The sequence below is a fragment of the Caballeronia sp. ATUFL_F1_KS4A genome (assembly GCF_023630905.1).
GTDB lineage: Bacteria > Pseudomonadota > Gammaproteobacteria > Burkholderiales > Burkholderiaceae > Caballeronia > Caballeronia zhejiangensis.
This window is the reverse complement of the sequence record NZ_JALQEB010000009.1, coordinates 121,121-139,033: the sequence shown is the minus strand read 5'-3', so window position 1 is coordinate 139,033 and position 17,913 is coordinate 121,121. Positions and strand designations below refer to the sequence as shown.

Genomic DNA, 17,913 nt, shown 5'->3' with positions numbered 1-17,913 from the left:
GCCCGTTGTTCACCTTTTGCGACAACAGGAGCGTTTTTCCCAATGCAATACGTTTTTGTCTACGGCACGCTGCGCGCGGGCGAGGCCAACGATATCAACCACGCAGCCGCGCGAAACGGCATCGCTACGCCCGAATGGATCGGTGCCGCCCACGTTCGGGGTCAGCTTTTCGACTTCGGCAACTATCCGGGCCTCGTGATCGATGAGAAGGGCGCGCCGATTCGCGGCGATGTCTACCGGATCGAGGACGCGCTCGTGCCCGTGCTCGACGAGATCGAACATGTGTATCCGGGCGTGGAAGGCTTATTCCGCTCGCATCGCCTGCATGTGGAGGTGGAAATCGAGGGGAGAAAGGATCGGGTCGATTGCCTGATCTATCCCGTCGGGGCTGCGTCCGCTGCCGGGCTGCCGTGCATCGAAGGCGGCGACTGGGTGACGCATCGCGCCGAACGCGCCTGAATGCGCGAAGCAGGGAAACTGATTTTGCTCGCGCCGCGGTGAGCCGATGCGTCGACTCACCGCGGCGTGAATGGCCCCGCGCCTTGCAGCGGGAACCGGCTTACTGGCTCGGGGCCGCCGGCTTGCTGTGCGATTTCTTGTGATGCATCGACTTGTGCGAAGAAGGCGTCTGCTCGGTCATCTTTTGGCTTTCCTGACGCGACTGCAGAGCCTGCGCGCGCGACTCGACATCAGCGATTTTGGCGGGATCGGTGCTCATGGTCACGCCTTGATCGCTCTGGGCATACGCGGCCGATGCGACCGCGCTGAGGGACAACAGAACAGCCAGGGACACTTTCTTCATTGTTACCTCCGAGTGGCAGTTGGAACCTGGGAATCGTCTGTCCGATCCGTTGGAACGACACTTGTGTCTGAGCAAAAATCGCTCCCGCTGTGCGGGTAGTCAGCCGCTAACCTCGCGCGTCTGACGATCAGACAACCTGAATCATAAGCCTTGAATCGGGCAAGGGTGTGTCGTGCGTCTGTCCGAAAAGCGGACGCGCATGATCGAGCACAAGCGTCGAATTATTTTCCAGTGCTTATCAATGCGCTTCGCTCCCGAATCACGAGGCGCTAATAGAGATGCAGCCAGCGATACACGTCGAAGCGCGCGAGCCCGACGAGTTCGTGCATCGCGAGCTCGCTGTTCGTGAAGCCCCGCACACGGGGAAAGAACGTCGGGCGAGTGGGCCATACATCCGACACATACGGCACCGGCGCATAGCCGAAAGCCTCGAAAGCACGCAACGCGCGGCGCATGTGATACGCGGATGTGACGACGATCAAACGGTTGTCATGTGCGTGGCCGAGAATACCGGCCACGTTTCGCGCGTTCTGGTAAGTATTGAGGCTTTGATTCTCGCGCACGAGGTCGTCCGCAGCGACGCCTTGCGCAAGCACGTATGGCGCGTAATTGTCGGCTTCGGCCTGCCCGTGATGTTCCGGATCGCCGCCGCTCAGAATCACCTTGCACGACGCGCCGGTTTCGCGGCATTCGCGATACAGCGTTGCCACGGCGTCGATGCGCCGCACCGCGTTGGACTTCGGAACGAGCCCCGCTTCGCTGCGATGCGTGCCGCCGCCCATCAGCACGATCGTCGTCTTCGGTGCGAACGAAGGCACGTCCGTGTGACGATAGCCGTGCTGGGCGAGATCGAGCAAAGGCGTTGCGAACCATCCCGCGCCGATCGCCCACGCGAGCGCCGCCACGATGATCGCAATCTGGATGCGGCGGCGTCGCCATAGTGCGAATAACGCAAAAAAAAGCAGCAATAAAGTGAATAGAACCAATTTGATTGGGGTAACGTATTGGTTTAAGGGCAATTCGTTCCGTCATCGCGTGCTTCGGAACGCATCGGCGGATGTCGCAGCAGAGCGCGTGATTAGCGCGCTGTCAACGGGGGCTTGTAATAGAAAGCAGCACCTAACGCAAGCGGTGGCCAAACATTCGGCTGCGAGTCGTTCGTCGCAATCGGAATTCGGCGCGCCGCGTTTAGTCGACGTCGCGGACCGTCTTGCGACCGTCACGAGCGTCGTCATGGCTGCACAGGAAGAAACAACGAGATGACCACGTATTCCAACGAAGTTGTACTCGAAGCACTTCGCCGAGCGCAGTATCGTCAGGTTCCTTGGGCGAAACGCCCCAACGTTTTCGATCTCTTGCGCGCGCTCGGTTTGCTCGAACTCGCCCGGCAGCGCACCGTGGCGCCCGCGCCCGGATTTCACGCACCGGTCGATATCGCGGTCGTGACCGAACGCGGCAAGCACGAATTCACGCGTCTTTCGCGCGACGAACGTGGCAGCGACTGGGACTTGCGCCGCATGGAACCTTATACGTTCGGTGGTCAGGAAGCGGTCCTGGAGGCGCGAGTCTAGCACTGCCGGACACGTCGGCAGCGAGGCCGGCAGCGGTCGACAGTCGACGCATGGGTCGAGGGAGCGTTGTCGTCGGATGAAAGAGCCGACAATCTGCCTGCAGCCAACGGCAATACCCCAAAAAAGTGCCCGTATCGCGAACGACACGGGCATACCGGATCTCACTGTCGCCATGCTGTGCTCATGGCACGAGGTGTGACTGCCGCGCGCCGGAGTGGTTCCGTCAAACGCGCATCGTTCAGACGAACTCAATGATGTTGTGAACGCGCATCGCGTTCGGTATCGGGACGCGCGCGCACGTTGCTCGCGATATCGCCGCGCAGGTCGCCGCGTGGCGCGGGCGGCGTCGCATCGCGATTGCGGCCGGCATTCTGCGGCGCGGCCATCGAAGCCTTCGTGCTGACGTGAAAGTCGGATGCGGGAGGTGGCGGCTGCGCCTGGCTCATCGCCGCAGTGCTCGTCAGCGCGACGAAGGCGCCATGAGCGAGCAGAGTCGATGCCTTCATGGTGAAATCCTCGAAGCCTTCGTGGGGCTTGTTCGATTAATCACCAAGCTATGCTGCGATCCGCCGGGGCGCTGTAAGGAATCGTAAAGAGTTGTTTCGTCGACGACGCAGTGCGCGCGACTGTGCTACGACATCCGAATGCGGCAACGCAAAGAGGAGAAAGATTCGCGCAGGCCGCGGCCCGCGCGAGAGGTGAAATGTCTGGGTGAAGCCAGCGAGCGCCGGCTTCGGTCGATGCAAAGAACCGTTCAGGCCATCTTGGCCGGAGCGCGCCACGATTCCGGGTTCGTCCAGAACGCGCCACGCAGGCGATCGCGGCTCGGCGGCGCGGGCGGTTTGGCGGCGCTGGAACCGATGCGTCCGCGCAGCGACACTTCACGGCCGTTGCTGGACAGGCGCTTCACGATCTCGGCCAGCGTGCCGTCTGCCTGCCACTCGTCGAAGCGGCGGCGGCAGGTCGGCGGGGACGGGTAGCGTCCGGGCAGCTTCGACCAGCCTTCGCCCGTCGACAGCACCCACAAAACCGCGTTGACCACGGCCCGCGCTTCGACGCGCGGACGGCCGCGCCGTTCGCTGCGCGCCGGCTCGGAACAGAACAACGCCTCAATCAGCGCCCACTCGTTATCTCTCAAATCGTCGAACAGCACCATATCTCACCTCAGCGAAGCTAACCCCGGTGCGCTGCCCCGCGCCGCGCACTCTGGTCGGAATCCGATGAACGAATACCTGGGAAGGCCAGAGCGATTGCGGCGGACGATGTTCGATGTAACCGCGAATGGCTCCAACCTCTGTGCGCAATGAAATGCGAGAACCGTGCCATGCTTGTTGCTAAATCCGGGAAACCCGCATGGCAGTAGGCTGACGCGATGCCAGCATGGCCCGTATCAGACCCGAAACACACTGATTAAGAAATCGGGACAATCACCAATCAAGTGCAATAGGCCCATCCAGCGTGCGTCGTGAGGATTTGCTGCACCGCAGCGAAACGCGCGTTCGGGCATGAGTTCAGACCAATGCTCGCTATAATTCGTGCATGAATTGTGGATATTGATGAGCATTCTGAATGAACGCGCCATTGAACGTGACGTTGCGGCAACTGCGCGTCTTTATAGCAGTATCGAGGCTGCGCAGCTTCAGCCGCGCAGGCGATGAAATCGGCCTCACGCAGTCGGCGGTCAGCCGGTGCGTGCGCGAGCTGGAAGGGGAGATTGGTCTCAAGCTGATCGACCGGACGACGCGCGAAGTTCAGCTGACCGATGTCGGCGTGAATCTCGTCGGCACGGTGTCGCGCCTGCTGGCCGACCTGGACGAAGCGCTGCGCGAGGTGCGCGATCTCGGCCAGCAGCGCCGCGGACGCGTGATCGTCGCGGCGAGTCCGACGGTCGCCTGCCGGCTGATGCCGCGCGTGATCGCGTCGTGCTTGCGGCAGTTTCCGCTCATCACGCTGAGTCTGCGCGACGACGTCCAGTCAGATGTCCTGCGCAAGGTGAAGTCGGGCGAGGTCGATTTCGGCGTCGTGATCGGCCCGTTTTCCTCCGACGAACTCCACGGCGAACCCGTGATGACCGATTCGTTCTGTCTCGTCGCGCGGCGCGATCATCCGCTCGGGCGCGAGACGGCGGTGCCGTGGGAAGCGCTCGCGGGCGAGCGGCTCGTGATGCTCGACTACGCGTCGGGCAGCCGGCCGATCATCGATGCCGTCATGCAGGAGCACGGCGTCGAGGCGCAAGTGGTGCAGGAGCTCGGACACTCGGCGACGGTGTTCGGGCTCGTGGAAGCGGGCGTCGGCGTGAGCGTGCTGCCGTGGCTCGCGCTGCCGCTGCCGGCGGATTCGTCGCTGGTCGCGTTGCCGCTCGAACCGCGCGCCGAACGGACCGTGGAGCTCGTGCGGCGGCGCGATCGCTCGCTGTCGCCCGCGGCGGAATCGGTGTGGTCGCTGATCGCCTCGCTGCCGCCGCGTGCGGAAGACCTCGGATAAGCCTCCGTTCATCGCGAAAATCACGGCGCGCGCGTTAGACTTCTTTTTTAAGACAAGACGACGGGGCGAGCGATGAGTGAATCGGAAGGCGCGGTGGTCAGCGAACTGAGTCAATTGGCGGGCGCGCACGCATCGGGTGCGCCGAATGCGCGCGACGCCGTGCGGGCGTTGAGGCCGTCGCAGATCCGCGAGGTCGCAAACGCGGGTTTCGGCGTCGCCGATGTGCTGCCGTTCTGGTTCGGCGAATCGGATCGCGTGACGCCGCAATTCATCCGCGATGCCGCAAGCCGCGCGCTTGCCGATGGCGCCACGTTCTACACGCACAATCTCGGCATCGCCCCGCTGCGCGAATCGCTCAGCCGCTACGTGAGCGCGCTGCACGGCGCGACGACGCCGGCGCACATCGCCGTGACGAGCGCCGGCGTGAACGCGCTGATGCTCGCGGCGCAACTCGTGGTCGGTGCGGGCGATCGCGTCGTCGCCGTGACGCCGCTATGGCCGAATCTCGTCGAGATTCCGAAAATCCTCGGCGCGAGCGTCGATACCGTTTCGCTGACTTACGGCCCGCGTGGCTGGACGCTCGATCTCGACCGCCTGCTCGCGGCGCTCACGCCCAACACGCGCATGCTGATGATCAACTCGCCGAACAACCCGACCGGCTGGACGATGACGCGCGATCAGCAGCGCGCCGTGCTCGCGCATTGCCGCCGTCACGGAATCTGGATCGTCGCGGACGAAGTCTACGAACGCCTGTACTACGGCGATGACGCTCGCGTCGCGCCGTCCTTTCTCGATCTCGCCGCGCGCGACGAGCGCGTGATCGCGGTGAATTCGTTTTCGAAGGCGTGGCTGATGACCGGCTGGCGCCTCGGCTGGCTCGTCGCCCCGACGCAACTGATGGACGATCTCGGCAAGCTGGTCGAGTACAACACGTCGTGCGCGCCGTCGTTCGTGCAGCAGGCGGGCGTCGTCGCGGTGGAAGAGGGCGAGCGCTTTACTCAGGCGCTCGTCGCGGATCTGCGTGCAAGCCGCGATCATCTCGTGCAGGCGCTTCAGGCGATCGAGGGCGTCGACGTGCGCACGCCCGACGGCGCGATGTACCTGTTTTTCTCGCTACCGGGCGCGCAAAACAGCCTCGAACTGTGCAAATCGCTGGTGCGCGAAGCCCGTCTCGGACTTGCGCCGGGCAGCGCGTTTGGCCCGGAAGGCGAAGGCTTCGTGCGCTGGTGCTACGCGTGCGATCCCGCACGGCTGGACGCGGGCGTCGAACGCCTGCAGCGATTCCTGACGGCGCGCGGCGTCGCCTGAGCCGTGCCGATCGACGTCGGCCGCGCACGACCGGCGTCGAGTGAGTCCGAGCGCCGATCAATCGATCACCTTTACGCCCCGGTTGTTTTTGCGTAATATGGCGCTCAGTCACGCGCTTTCGCCTAGGAAAGCGCCACCTCGTCCGGCTGGATGGCCCGGCGTTCGCTCACCGATCGCCCTTTACGCCTCTCCCCGGTGCGTGCTCCCAATCAATATGACCGATTACAATCGGGCGAGCGCGTCTTGAAACTCCGCGTCCAGCTTTATCGTTCGCACCATTTTGGTGGCGTTCGGTCCTGCGCAAGCTCGATTTGAATTGAATCATTGACCATATAGGGTTGACCCAAGCTGCATGAATACCCAAGAGGCGAAGATCGTCCTCGAGACTGCTTTGATTTGCGCGCAGGAACCGCTGAGGCTGAATGAATTGCGCAAGCTGTTCGCCGACGACATTTCGGCAGATACCGTTCGCACGTTGCTCGAAGCGCTCAAGGCCGACTGGTCGGGACGCGGCGTGGAACTGGTCGCGCTTGCCTCGGGCTGGCGTTTTCAGAGCAAGCCCGCGATGCGGGCCTATCTCGACAGGCTGCACCCGGAAAAGCCGCCCAAGTATTCGCGGGCCGTACTCGAAACGCTGGCGATCATTGCCTATCGGCAACCAGTGACGCGGGGCGATATCGAAGAGATCCGCGGCGTGACGGTGAACACGCAGGTCGTGAAGCAACTGGAGGACCGTGGCTGGATCGAGGTGATCGGTCATCGCGACGTGCCGGGCCGCCCGGCACTGTACGCGACGACCAAGCAGTTTCTCGACGATCTCGGCCTGACCGCGCTCGACGAGTTGCCCGCGCTGGACAATCCGTCGGCGCAGCTCGAAGCATCGCTGCTCGCGCAGCATTCGATCGAATTTCCCGACAGCATCGCCGGGAATGCGCCGCCGGCGGGCATCGAGCTGCCGGCCACGCCACAAGCGTCGAATGACGGGGAACCTGACGCCCCGGCGCAGGTCTTCGCCGTTGAAGCGCTGGAATCGGCGGAATCCGCCGAACCCGACGCTTCCGCCGATGAGCGCGCGGCCGCCGGGCCGGCGGAGCAAGAACAGACAGAAGAACAGCAGGAAAGACTCGGAACGGAACGTGCGGATGCGCTGGACGAGCGCGCCGCGTCGACAGCCGGGATTCACGCACAGCCTTTGGGCACCGCGCACGATGCGCCCGTTCCGATGCCGCGTGAAGACGAAAGAGATGCGAGTCCATCGAACGAAGCCGAACTGGACGACGACTCCGAAGAACCGAAGGCGCGCCGCGCCTGATGCAATTTGCATGGCCCCTGATCTGGCAATCCGGCTCTCCATAAAGATTATTTCGAGACGACCAGCCGGACCGGTCAGCGGATTTTTTGACGCGCCCGCGACGGGCGCGCGATTCGACATTTGAGGTTGTTTTGACACACTCCCACGACAGCGATTCGCCTGAATCCGCGCGCCCCGTGCACGCCGCGGACGCACCTGAGTCGGCCGATGCCGGCGACAGCACGCGCACCGACCGCGCCGATGAAGGCGGCGAGGGCGATGACCGTCCGCGCCGCGGATTGCGCCGCGGGCCGCGTAGCCTGATCGCACGGCGTCGCGCTGTCGCGAAGACCAAGGGCGCGGACGCTGCGCCAGGCGCGCCGGGCGCCGTCAACGAGACGCCGCCCGACGGCGTCGTGGCGGCACAAGTGCGTACCCCGCGCAAGGATCCGGGCGCGAAGCCGCGCAAGGGCGAAGGGGCGAGTCCGCGCGGCCGCAAGAGCGCGCGCGCGGAAGCGGGCGAAACCGGCGTCGAAGCAGCGGACGAGGCCGGCGTACAGGCCGCCGCGCCCGCGCCGCGCGAAGGCGGCCGGCGCAAGAATCCGCCGCAGCAAAAGCGCGGCAAGCGCAGCGACGCGGGACCGGCGACCGTCGAGAGCGCGGCTGCTGCAGCCGTCGACGACGTGTTCGCCTACGTGACCTCGCCGGCCTTCGACGCCGACAACGGTTCGGCCGGCGTGCGCGCCCCGATGCTGCGACGCGGCCGCAATGCACCGCAAAAGCGCGTGCTGGAACCGGACGAAGACGCGCCGAAGCTGCACAAGGTGCTCGCGGATGCGGGCATGGGTTCGCGGCGCGACATGGAAGAGTTGATCATCGCCGGGCGCGTATCGGTGAACGGCGAGCCGGCGCATATCGGCCAGCGCATCATGCCGACCGATCAGGTGCGCATCAACGGCAAGCCGCTCAAGCGCAAGCTCGCGAGCAAGCCGCCGCGCATCCTGCTGTATCACAAGCCGACGGGCGAGATCGTCAGCCATGCCGACCCGGAAGGGCGTCCGTCCGTGTTCGACAAGCTGCCGTCGATGAAAACCGCCAAATGGCTCGCGGTCGGGCGTCTCGACTTCAATACGGAAGGCCTGCTGTTGCTCACGACGTCCGGCGATCTGGCGAACCGCTTCATGCATCCGCGCTACAGCGTCGAGCGTGAGTACGCGGTGCGCGTGGTCGGACAACTGTCCGAGGCGATGAAGCAGAAGCTGCTCAAAGGCGTCGAGCTCGACGACGGTCCCGCCAACTTCTTGCGCATCCAGGACGGCGGCGGCGAAGGCACGAATCACTGGTATCACGTCGCGCTGGCGGAAGGCCGGAATCGCGAAGTGCGCCGTATGTTCGAGGCGGCCGGCCTGATGGTGAGCCGCCTGATCCGCACGCGTCATGGTCCGATCGCGCTGCCGCGCGGCCTGAAGCGCGGCCGCTGGGAAGAGCTCGAGGACAATCAGGTGCGCAGCCTGATGGCGTCGGTCGGGCTGAAATTGCCGACGGCCGAGAAGGGCGGACGCAGCGCCGCGCCGCGTGTGCAACCCGATCCGATGCAGACGTCGATGGGCTTCATCACGCGCGAGCCGGTGCTGAGCTCGCACTCGCGCATGACGCAGCAGCAGACGCCGGGACGCGGCGGCCGGCGCGGCCAGCCGGGCGGTGTGCCGGGCAGCTTCGGGCTCGGCGGCATGGGCGGATTCGGCGGCAACACGGGCAATGCAGGCAACGGGGGCGGCATGGGCCGTCGCGGCGGCCGGGAGCCGAACGGCAACCGCATCGGCAACGAGCCCAACGGCAATCGCGCTAACGGCGCACGGCCGGGTCCGCGCGGCGCGCGTCCGCAAGGCGGCGGTCCGCAGGGCGCGGGCGGCGCCGGCAAGCGTGCCGCCGGTGGCAACGCACCGCGGGGCAATCGCCAGGGCGGCGGACAGCAGGGCGCTGGCCAGAACAAAGCCGGCGGCGCGGGCCGGGGCGCGCGTAATCGCTCGCGCGGCCGCTGAGCGCGATATGTAAAAAATCGCAAAGACGTCGCCGGGAGAAGTCCAAAAGCGGGATGCGAAGCATCGGTCCGCCCCCGGCGACGAAAATCTCGCGTTTCGCTCGTTCTGATCGTTAGGACAAACCGGCGTGAAACCGGGTCCAACAGGGGCGAAAGTGCGCGTTACGTTTGCGTTTATCCTGAAAAATGGCTAAAATCATGAAGTCGCTGGGCACGTAGTTTTCTTTCGCTGCCCTGAGTGCGACCTCGGTTGAAAAATGTGGGCGTTGCGCCCATTTTTTTTTGGCTATTCGGTTCGGCATCTCGGGAGCAGGGGTGCGCGCCCGCATGAAGGCGCTCGCCCGCAGGTGTTTCGGCGTGGAGCGCGCGAACACCTTGGAGTTACTGTGCAACTGACGGAATTGATTGAAACCACGGTCTCGAGCCTTGGCTACGAGCTTGTCGATCTCGAGCGTTCGGGAGGCGGCATGCTGCGTGTCTACATCGACCAGCCGGCTGGTATCGCGATCGAAGACTGCGAGAAGGTCACCCGTCAGCTCCAATATTTGTTTGAAGTCGAGAACATCGACTACGACCGGCTCGAAGTATCGTCGCCGGGGCTCGACCGCCCGCTCAAGAAACTGGCGGATTTCGAGCGCTTCGCGGGGAGCGAAGTCGCCATTACATTGAAGAAGCCGCTGGACGGGCGCAAGTCGTTCCGCGGCATCCTGCACGCCCCTGACGGCGAAACGATCGGATTGGAATTTGAAGGGAAGGACGGCGCTGCGATGCTCGATTTCACGCTCGCGGACCTCGATAAGGCACGTCTCGTCCCCAAGGTTGACTTTAGGAGCCGCAAACAATGAGTCGCGAAGTATTGATGCTGGCGGATGCGCTGGCACGCGAAAAGAACGTCAACAAGGACGTCGTGTACGCAGCGCTGGAAGCTGCGCTTGCTTCGGCAACGAAGAAGCTCTTCGAGGAAGACGTGGATATTCGTGTCGCCATCGACCGTGAGAGCGGCGAACACGAAACTTTCCGCCGCTGGCGCGTCGTGCCGGACGAGGCCGGCCTGCAAGAGCCGGATCAGGAAATCCTGCTGTTCGAAGCGAAGGAGCAAAAGCCCGACGCGCAAGTTGACGAATTCATCGAGGAGCCGATTCCGTCGATCGAATTCGGCCGTATCGGCGCGCAGGCCGCCAAGCAGGTGATCCTGCAGAAGGTGCGCGACGCCGAGCGCGAACAGATTCTGAACGACTTCCTCGAGCGCGGCGAAAAGATCATGACCGGCTCGGTGAAGCGCCTGGACAAGGGTAATTTCATTGTCGAGTCGGGCCGTGTCGAAGCGCTGCTGCGCCGCGACCAGCTGATTCCGAAGGAAAACCTGCGCGTGGGCGACCGCGTGCGCGCGTACATCGCGAAGGTCGACCGCACCGCGCGCGGCCCGCAGATCGAACTCTCGCGCACCGCGCCCGAGTTCCTGATGAAGCTGTTCGAACTCGAAGTGCCGGAAATCGAGCAAGGTCTGCTGGAAATCAAGGCCGCCGCGCGCGATCCCGGCGTGCGTGCGAAAATCGGCGTGATCGCCTACGACAAGCGCATCGATCCTATCGGCACTTGCGTCGGCATCCGCGGTTCGCGCGTGCAGGCCGTGCGTAACGAGCTCGGTGGCGAGAACGTCGACATCGTGCTATGGTCGGAAGATCCCGCGCAGTTCGTGATCGGCGCTCTCGCGCCGGCAGCCGTCCAGTCGATCGTCGTCGATGAAGAAAAGCATTCGATGGACGTCGTCGTGGACGAAAACGAGCTCGCCGTCGCCATCGGCCGCGCCGGCCAGAACGTGAGGCTCGCGAGCGAACTCACCGGCTGGCAAATCAATATCATGACGCCGGACGAGTCCGCGCTGAAGCAGAACGAAGAGCGTGGCAAGTTGCGCGACCTGTTCATGGCGCGTCTGGATGTGGACGAGGAAGTCGCCGACATCCTGATCGACGAAGGCTTCACGAGTCTCGAAGAAATCGCCTACGTGCCGCTCAACGAAATGCTCGAAATCGAAGCGTTCGACGAAGACACCGTGCACGAGCTGCGCAATCGCTCGCGCGACGCGCTCCTCACGATGGCGATCGCCAACGAAGAGAAGGTGGAAGGCGTCGCCCTCGATTTGAAGAGCCTCGACGGCATGGACAACGAGCTTCTCGCAAAGCTCGCCGAGCACCAGATTCAGACCCGCGACGATCTCGCGGAGCTGGCAGTAGATGAACTGGTCGAAATGACCGGAATGCAAGAGGATGCCGCTAAGGCGTTGATCATGAAAGCACGTGAACACTGGTTCCAGTGAGAAATGACCATGGCGCACTGATATTTGGCGGCCTGTCTGGCCGCGTGACCCCGATCTAACCGCAAGGATTGGTCCTTGCATCAAGAGGAATGAATGGCGAGTAACAACGTAGCCCAATTTGCCGCGGAACTCAAAATGCCTGCGGGCGTCCTGCTCGAGCAGTTGCAGGCGGCTGGCGTCCAGAAAGCGAGCGCGAACGACGACCTGTCCGAGACGGACAAGGCGCGTCTGCTCGATCATTTGCGCAAGTCGCACGGTTCCGCCGACGCCGACAAGCGCAAGATCACTTTGACCCGCCGGCATACGTCGGAAATCAAGCAATCCGACGCAACGGGTAAAGCTCGCACCATTCAGGTCGAGGTGCGCAAGAAGCGTGTTTTCGTGAAACGCGACGAAACCGGTGTGGAGCAGGCCGAGGCCGCGCCGAATCACGTCGAAGAGCCGGAAGTCGACGAAGCCGAACTGCAGCGTCGCGAGGAAGAAGCGCGCCGTGCCGCCGAGCAGCTCGAGCGCGAAGAGCGCGAGCTGAAGGAACAGCAGGCGAAGCTGGAGCGCGAAGAAGCCGAGCGCCGCGCTCGCGAGGAAGCGGCGGAAGCCGAGCGCAAGAAGCAGGAAGAGGAAGCGGCGCGCCGCGCGGCGGCTGCGGCTCAGGCTGCCGAAATCTCGCGTGCGGCGCAGGCTGCGCGTCAGGAAGCGCGCACGCAACCGGCCGTCGAAGCGAAGCCGGAACCGAAGCAGGACGACACCGCGCAGCGCGAAGCCGCCGAAAAGGCAGCGGAAGAGAAGGCTGCGAGCGAGCGTGCCGCGCAGCGTGAAGCCGCGAAGAAGGCGGAAGAAGACGCGAAGGCGAAGGCCGAAAAGGCTCGCCTCGAGCAGGAAGCCATCGCGAAGCGCCGTGCGGCGGCGGAAGCCGAAGCCCGCGCGATCCGCGAAATGATGAACACCCCGCGCAAGGCGCAAGTAAAGGCGCCGGAACCCGCGCCTGCACCGAAGCCCGCCGAAGCGGCGAAGGCCGCCGAAGCGAAGGGCACGCTGCACAAGCCCGCGAAGCCGGAAGGCGCGCAGGCGGCACGTCCCGCAGCGGCGAAGAAGCCGGCTGCAGGCGCGCCGGCACCCGCATCGACGGCTCCCGCAGGCGCCGGCGACAAGAAGAAGGCTGGCAAGGGCGGCTGGCAGCAAGACGACGCATCGAAGCGTCGCGGCATGAAGACGCGTGGCGATTCGAGCGGTGGTGTCGATCGCGGCTGGCGCGGCGGTCCGAAGGGTCGCGGCAAGCATCAGGAACAGACGTCATTCCAGGCGCCGACCGAGCCGATCGTCCGTGAAGTGCACGTGCCGGAAACCATTTCCGTCGCGGACCTCGCGCACAAGATGTCGGTGAAGGCTTCGGAAGTCATCAAGGTGATGATGAAGCTCGGCCAGATGGTCACGATCAACCAGGTGCTGGACCAGGAAACGGCGATGATCGTCGTCGAGGAACTGGGCCATCGCGCGGTCGCGGCGAAGCTGGACGACCCGGAAGCGTTGTTGATCGAAGGCGAAACCACCGAGGAAACGGCAGAGAAGCTGCCGCGTCCGCCGGTTGTCACCGTCATGGGTCACGTCGACCACGGCAAGACCTCGCTGCTGGACTACATCCGTCGCGCGAAAGTGGCGGCGGGCGAAGCGGGCGGCATCACGCAGCATATCGGCGCATATCACGTCGATACGCCGCGCGGCGTCATCACCTTCCTCGACACGCCGGGTCACGAGGCCTTCACGGCCATGCGTGCGCGCGGCGCGAAAGCGACCGACATCGTCATTCTGGTGGTCGCAGCCGACGACGGCGTGATGCCGCAGACGAAGGAAGCGATCGCTCACGCGAAGGCGGGCGGCGTGCCGATCGTCGTTGCGATCAACAAGATCGACAAGCCGGAAGCGAACCCCGACCGCGTGAAGCAGGAACTCGTCGCGGAAGGCGTGGTGCCGGAAGAGTACGGCGGCGATTCGCCGTTCATCGAAGTGTCGGCGAAGACCGGCCGGGGCATCGACGATCTGCTCGAAAACGTGTCGCTGCAAGCCGAAGTGCTGGAACTCACCGCGCCGGTGGAAGCCGCTGCGAAGGGTCTCGTCATCGAAGCGAAGCTGGACAAGGGCAAGGGCCCGGTCGCGACCATTCTGGTGCAGTCGGGCACGCTGAACCGCGGCGACGTGGTTCTCGCGGGCAGCGCCTACGGTCGCGTGCGAGCCATGCTCGACGAAACCGGCAAGCCGACGAAGACGGCGGGTCCGTCGATCCCGGTGGAAATCCAGGGTCTGTCGGAAGTGCCGGCGGCGGGCGAGGAAGTCATCGTGCTGCCGGACGAGCGCAAGGCGCGCGAAATCGCGCTGTTCCGTCAGGGCAAGTTCCGCGACGTCAAGCTTGCGAAGCAACAGGCCGCCAAGCTCGAGAACATGCTCGAGCAGATGGGCGAAGGCGAAGTGCAGAACCTGCCGCTCATCGTCAAGGCGGACGTGCAGGGCTCGCAGGAAGCGCTGGTCCAGTCGCTGCAGAAGCTGTCGACCAACGAGGTGCGCGTGCAGATCGTGCACAGCGCGGTCGGCGCGATCAGCGAATCGGACGTCAACCTGGCGACGGCATCGAAGGCGGTCATCATCGGCTTCAACACGCGTGCGGATGCTCAGGCGCGCAAGGTGGCCGAGGCGAACGGCATCGACATCCGCTACTACAACATCATCTATGACGCAGTGGATGAGGTGAAGGCGGCGATGTCCGGCATGCTCGCGCCGGAGAAGCGCGAAACGGTGACGGGCATGGTCGAGGTGCGCCAGGTCATCCGCGTGCCGAAGGTCGGCCTGATCGCGGGTTGTATGGTCACGGACGGCGTGGTCAAGCGTTCCTCGTCGGTGCGCGTGATCCGCAACAACGTCGTGATTCACACCGGCGAGCTCGATTCGCTCAAGCGCTTCAAGGACGATGTCAAGGAAGTGCGTCAGGGCTTCGAGTGCGGTATGTCGATCAAGAACTTCAGCGATATCGTCGAAGGCGATCAGTTCGAAGTCTTCGAAGTGACGGAAGTGGCTCGCACGCTGTAATGCGCTAGCCGCTGAAAAAAGGGCGGGGTGAGCCTTGCGGCTCGCTCCGCCCTTTTTGCTTCAGGCGGCGCGACAAGAATACGGAAACGAAATCATGGCTAAAAAACGGACATCCGCGAACCGCAACGTGCAGATTGCGGATCAGATCCAGCGCGATCTTTCGGAACTGATGCGCGAGGTGAAAGACCCGCGCGTCGGACTCGTGACGATTCAGAGCGTCGAGCTCACGCCTGACTACGCGCACGCGAAGGTCTACTTCACGACGCTGACGGGCGATCCGAAGCAGACGCAGGAAGGGCTCAATCATGCGGCGGGACATCTGCACAATATGCTGTTCAAGCGCCTGCACATCCACACGGTGCCGACGCTGCATTTCCACTATGACCAGACGATCGAGAAGGCCGTCGAGATGTCGCGCCTGATCGACGAGGCAAACGCGACGCGCGCAAAAGATGACGAAGAAGGTGCGTGAGTGAAGGGCGGTCCGAAGATTCCCCGTCGCGCGCTCGACGGCGTGCTCTTGCTGGACAAGCCGCTCGGGCTGTCGAGCAACGATGCGCTCATCAAGGCAAAGCGGATTTATCTGGCGAAGAAGGCGGGCCACACGGGTACGCTCGATCCGCTCGCAACCGGTCTGCTGCCGTTGTGCTTCGGCGAAGCGACGAAGTTCTCGCAAGACCTGCTCGATGCCGACAAGACCTACGAAGCGACGATGCGCCTCGGTATCCGCACGACGACCGGCGATGCCGAAGGCGAGGCGGTGGATACCCGCGACGTGACGTGCGACGAAGCTGCCGTCGTCGAAGCGATGACGCGGTTCATCGGCGAAATCGTGCAAGTCCCGCCGATGTACTCGGCGCTCAAGCGCGACGGCAAGCCGCTCTACGAATACGCGCGCGCCGGTCAGACGGTCGAGCGTGAGGGCAGGCAAGTGACGATTCACGCGCTGCAGTTGATCGCGTGCGCGCTGCCCCTCGTGACGTTTCGCGTGACGTGCAGCAAGGGCACTTACGTACGGACGCTGGCCGAGGACATCGGCGAAGCGCTCGGCTGCGGCGCGCATCTGACGGCGTTGCGGCGCACCGGTGTCGGCGCGCTGACGCTCGAACACGCGGTCACGCTCGATCAGCTCGCGAGCCTGAGCGAAGCGGAGCGCGACGAGCGGCTTCAGCCCGTCGATGCACTGCTATCCACGTTTCCCGCGGTTCAGTTGAACGACGAAGCGACGCAGCGCTTCCTGCACGGCCAACGTCTGAAGCTCGCGGACGTCGTGAAAACGCGTCTCGAAGCAGGCCGCGTGCGCGTTTATGCGCAAGAAGGCGGCCGTCTGCTGGGCGTGGCGCGCGCGGGCGAGGGTGTGCTCGCGCCGGAACGGCTCATCGTCACGGCGCAATGAAAAAGAGCCCGGTCGATGTCGACCGGGCTCTGTTCTTTTGGGAGCAGTCAGGCGATCAGTGCGCCGCCGATGCCGCCGCCGCCGAATCTCCACCGCCCGAACGCTCGGGCCGCGTGATCCAGATCAGCACGATCAGCGCGACGAAAATCCCCGCCGAAATATAGAACATGTCGTTCACGCCGAGCTGCGCGGCCTGCTGCGTCGCCATGCTGTTATAGAGGCCGACGGTCTGCTCGTGCGTCAGGCCGAGCGCGCCCATCTGCTGCATCGAATTCGCGAACACCGGGTTGTACGAATTGGCGCTTTCGACGAGTTGCGCGTGATGCACGATCGAACGATGCTCCCACGCCGTCGAGAAGATCGACGTGCCGATGCCGCCGCACATGATCCGCACGAAGTTCGACAGCCCCGACGCCGCCGGAATTCGATGTCCCGGCAAGCCCGACAGCGTGATCGACACGAGCGGAATGAAGAAGCCCGCCATGCCGATGCCCTGAATCAGCGTCGGTATCGTGAGCGCCCAAGTGTCGACGCCGGTCGTGTAGCGTGAACGCATCCAGAAACACAGCGCGAAGACGAGGAACGCGGCGGTCGCGATGTAACGCGGATCGGTGCGCGGCAGGAATTTGCCGGTGATCGGAGAAAGCAGGATCGCGAACACGCCGACGGGCGCCATCACGAGACCGGCGTTCGTCGCCGTGTAGCCGATATCCGTCTGCAGCCACAGCGGGAGCAGAACGAGATTGCCGAAGTAGAGCCCGTATCCGATCGACAGCGCGATCGTTCCGCCGGTGAAGTTGCGCAGCTCGAAGAGCGACAAATCCACGACCGGATGCTCCGCCGTCAGCTCCCACACGATGAAGAACGCGAACGCGATCACGGCGATGAGCGCGAGCACGACGATCGTCGTCGAGTTGAACCAGTCGAGATCCTTGCCTTTGTCGAGCATGATCTGCAGCGAGCCGACCCAGACGACGAGCAGCCCGAGCCCGACCGTGTCGATCGGCGCCTTGCGGATCGCGGAATCGCGGTCGCGGAAGATCGCGAACGTAGCGAGCGCCGCCGCGATGCCGACCGGAATGTTCACGTAGAAGATCCACGGCCACGAGATGTTGTCCGAGATCCATCCGCCGAGGACCGGCCCCGCGACCGGCGCGATCAGCGTGGTCATCGACCACATCGATAGCGCCATCGGCGCTTTTTCGCGCGGATAGCTCGCGAGCAGCAGCGTTTGCGACAGCGGGATCATCGGGCCGGCGACGGCGCCCTGGAATACGCGCGCGGCGAGCAGGAAGGGGAGCGTCGGCGCGAGACCGCAGAGCCACGACGCGATCACGAACAGGATGATCGAGCCGAGAAAGAGCCGCACCTGCCCGAGACGCTGCGTGAGCCAGCCGGTCAACGGCACCGAGATCGCGTTGGCGACCGCGAACGACGTGATGACCCACGTGCCCTGATCCGACGACACGCCGAGATCGCCGGAGATCGACGGAATCGAGACGTTCGCGATCGACGTGTCGAGCACGTTCATGAACACCGCGAGCGATACGGCGATCGTGCCGATGACGAGCTTTCCGCCCGACAGCGGCGGATGTACGACGTTTTGGGAAGACATGTGGCGAGTCCGC

At 64.2% G+C, this 17,913-nt stretch carries 16 protein-coding genes; 11 read left to right on the top strand and 5 right to left on the bottom strand.

What is annotated here, in order from left to right; all coding sequences use genetic code 11:
* Positions 1-42: 42 nt before the first annotated feature.
* The gene (locus NCS03_RS08745; RefSeq protein WP_034473211.1) at positions 43-459 is read left to right on the top strand and encodes a gamma-glutamylcyclotransferase family protein; all 417 of its coding nucleotides are present in this window, start codon (positions 43-45) and stop codon (positions 457-459) included.
* Positions 460-559: 100 nt separating this feature from the next.
* Here NCS03_RS08745 and NCS03_RS08740 read toward each other — a convergent pair whose 3' ends face one another.
* Entirely contained in the window at positions 560-802 is a 243-nt protein-coding gene (locus NCS03_RS08740) for a hypothetical protein (RefSeq protein ID WP_008349220.1), read from the bottom strand.
* Positions 803-1,071: 269 nt separating this feature from the next.
* Positions 1,072-1,707, bottom strand: coding sequence for a YdcF family protein (locus NCS03_RS08735; protein WP_235366243.1), 636 nt, complete (start codon positions 1,705-1,707; stop codon positions 1,072-1,074).
* Between the two features lie 354 nt (positions 1,708-2,061).
* On the opposite strand from NCS03_RS08735, the gene NCS03_RS08730 reads away from it, so the two are divergent.
* Complete coding sequence (locus NCS03_RS08730) at positions 2,062-2,373, top strand: hypothetical protein (protein ID WP_008349222.1); 312 nt, start codon at positions 2,062-2,064, stop codon at positions 2,371-2,373.
* Positions 2,374-2,621: 248 nt separating this feature from the next.
* Here the strand turns inward: NCS03_RS08730 and NCS03_RS08725 are convergent, their stop codons facing one another.
* Both NCS03_RS08725 and NCS03_RS08720 read right to left on the bottom strand, forming a co-directional pair.
* Positions 2,622-2,879: a hypothetical protein gene (locus NCS03_RS08725; RefSeq protein WP_008349223.1), complete on the bottom strand. Its 258-nt coding sequence runs from the start codon at positions 2,877-2,879 to the stop codon at positions 2,622-2,624.
* A gap of 248 nt (positions 2,880-3,127) precedes the next feature.
* Positions 3,128-3,529: a transposase gene (locus NCS03_RS08720; protein ID WP_250529061.1), complete on the bottom strand. Its 402-nt coding sequence runs from the start codon at positions 3,527-3,529 to the stop codon at positions 3,128-3,130.
* Between the two features lie 425 nt (positions 3,530-3,954).
* On the opposite strand from NCS03_RS08720, the gene NCS03_RS08715 reads away from it, so the two are divergent.
* The 9 genes from NCS03_RS08715 to truB all read left to right on the top strand — a co-directional run bounded on the left by NCS03_RS08715 (position 3,955) and on the right by truB (position 16,285).
* On the top strand, positions 3,955-4,857 hold the full coding sequence (locus NCS03_RS08715) for a LysR family transcriptional regulator (RefSeq protein ID WP_250457759.1): 903 nt from the start codon (positions 3,955-3,957) through the stop codon (positions 4,855-4,857).
* A 72-nt stretch (positions 4,858-4,929) separates the two neighbouring features.
* Complete coding sequence (locus NCS03_RS08710; RefSeq protein ID WP_034473209.1) at positions 4,930-6,165, top strand: pyridoxal phosphate-dependent aminotransferase; 1,236 nt, start codon at positions 4,930-4,932, stop codon at positions 6,163-6,165.
* A gap of 352 nt (positions 6,166-6,517) precedes the next feature.
* Positions 6,518-7,477 (top strand): SMC-Scp complex subunit ScpB, encoded by a 960-nt coding sequence (gene scpB / locus NCS03_RS08705; RefSeq protein ID WP_250529060.1) that lies wholly within the window; start codon positions 6,518-6,520, stop codon positions 7,475-7,477.
* Between the two features lie 131 nt (positions 7,478-7,608).
* Positions 7,609-9,498 (top strand): 23S rRNA pseudouridine(2605) synthase RluB, encoded by a 1,890-nt coding sequence (gene rluB / locus NCS03_RS08700; RefSeq protein WP_034473207.1) that lies wholly within the window; start codon positions 7,609-7,611, stop codon positions 9,496-9,498.
* Positions 9,499-9,883: 385 nt separating this feature from the next.
* Complete coding sequence (gene rimP, locus NCS03_RS08695) at positions 9,884-10,342, top strand: ribosome maturation factor RimP (protein ID WP_008349230.1); 459 nt, start codon at positions 9,884-9,886, stop codon at positions 10,340-10,342.
* Complete coding sequence (nusA, locus tag NCS03_RS08690; protein ID WP_008349231.1) at positions 10,339-11,814, top strand: transcription termination factor NusA; 1,476 nt, start codon at positions 10,339-10,341, stop codon at positions 11,812-11,814. Before rimP ends, nusA begins: the two co-directional genes overlap by 4 nt.
* Before the next feature lie 93 nt (positions 11,815-11,907).
* The gene (gene infB, locus NCS03_RS08685) at positions 11,908-14,889 is read left to right on the top strand and encodes a translation initiation factor IF-2 (RefSeq protein WP_033536385.1); all 2,982 of its coding nucleotides are present in this window, start codon (positions 11,908-11,910) and stop codon (positions 14,887-14,889) included.
* 94 nt (positions 14,890-14,983) lie between these two features.
* Positions 14,984-15,361, top strand: coding sequence for a 30S ribosome-binding factor RbfA (gene rbfA, locus NCS03_RS08680; RefSeq protein WP_008349233.1), 378 nt, complete (start codon positions 14,984-14,986; stop codon positions 15,359-15,361).
* On the top strand, positions 15,362-16,285 hold the full coding sequence (truB, locus tag NCS03_RS08675) for a tRNA pseudouridine(55) synthase TruB (protein WP_008349234.1): 924 nt from the start codon (positions 15,362-15,364) through the stop codon (positions 16,283-16,285).
* Positions 16,286-16,340: 55 nt separating this feature from the next.
* Here truB and NCS03_RS08670 read toward each other — a convergent pair whose 3' ends face one another.
* Positions 16,341-17,900: a DHA2 family efflux MFS transporter permease subunit gene (locus tag NCS03_RS08670; protein ID WP_034473204.1), complete on the bottom strand. Its 1,560-nt coding sequence runs from the start codon at positions 17,898-17,900 to the stop codon at positions 16,341-16,343.
* Between the last annotated feature and the right edge of the window lie 13 nt (positions 17,901-17,913).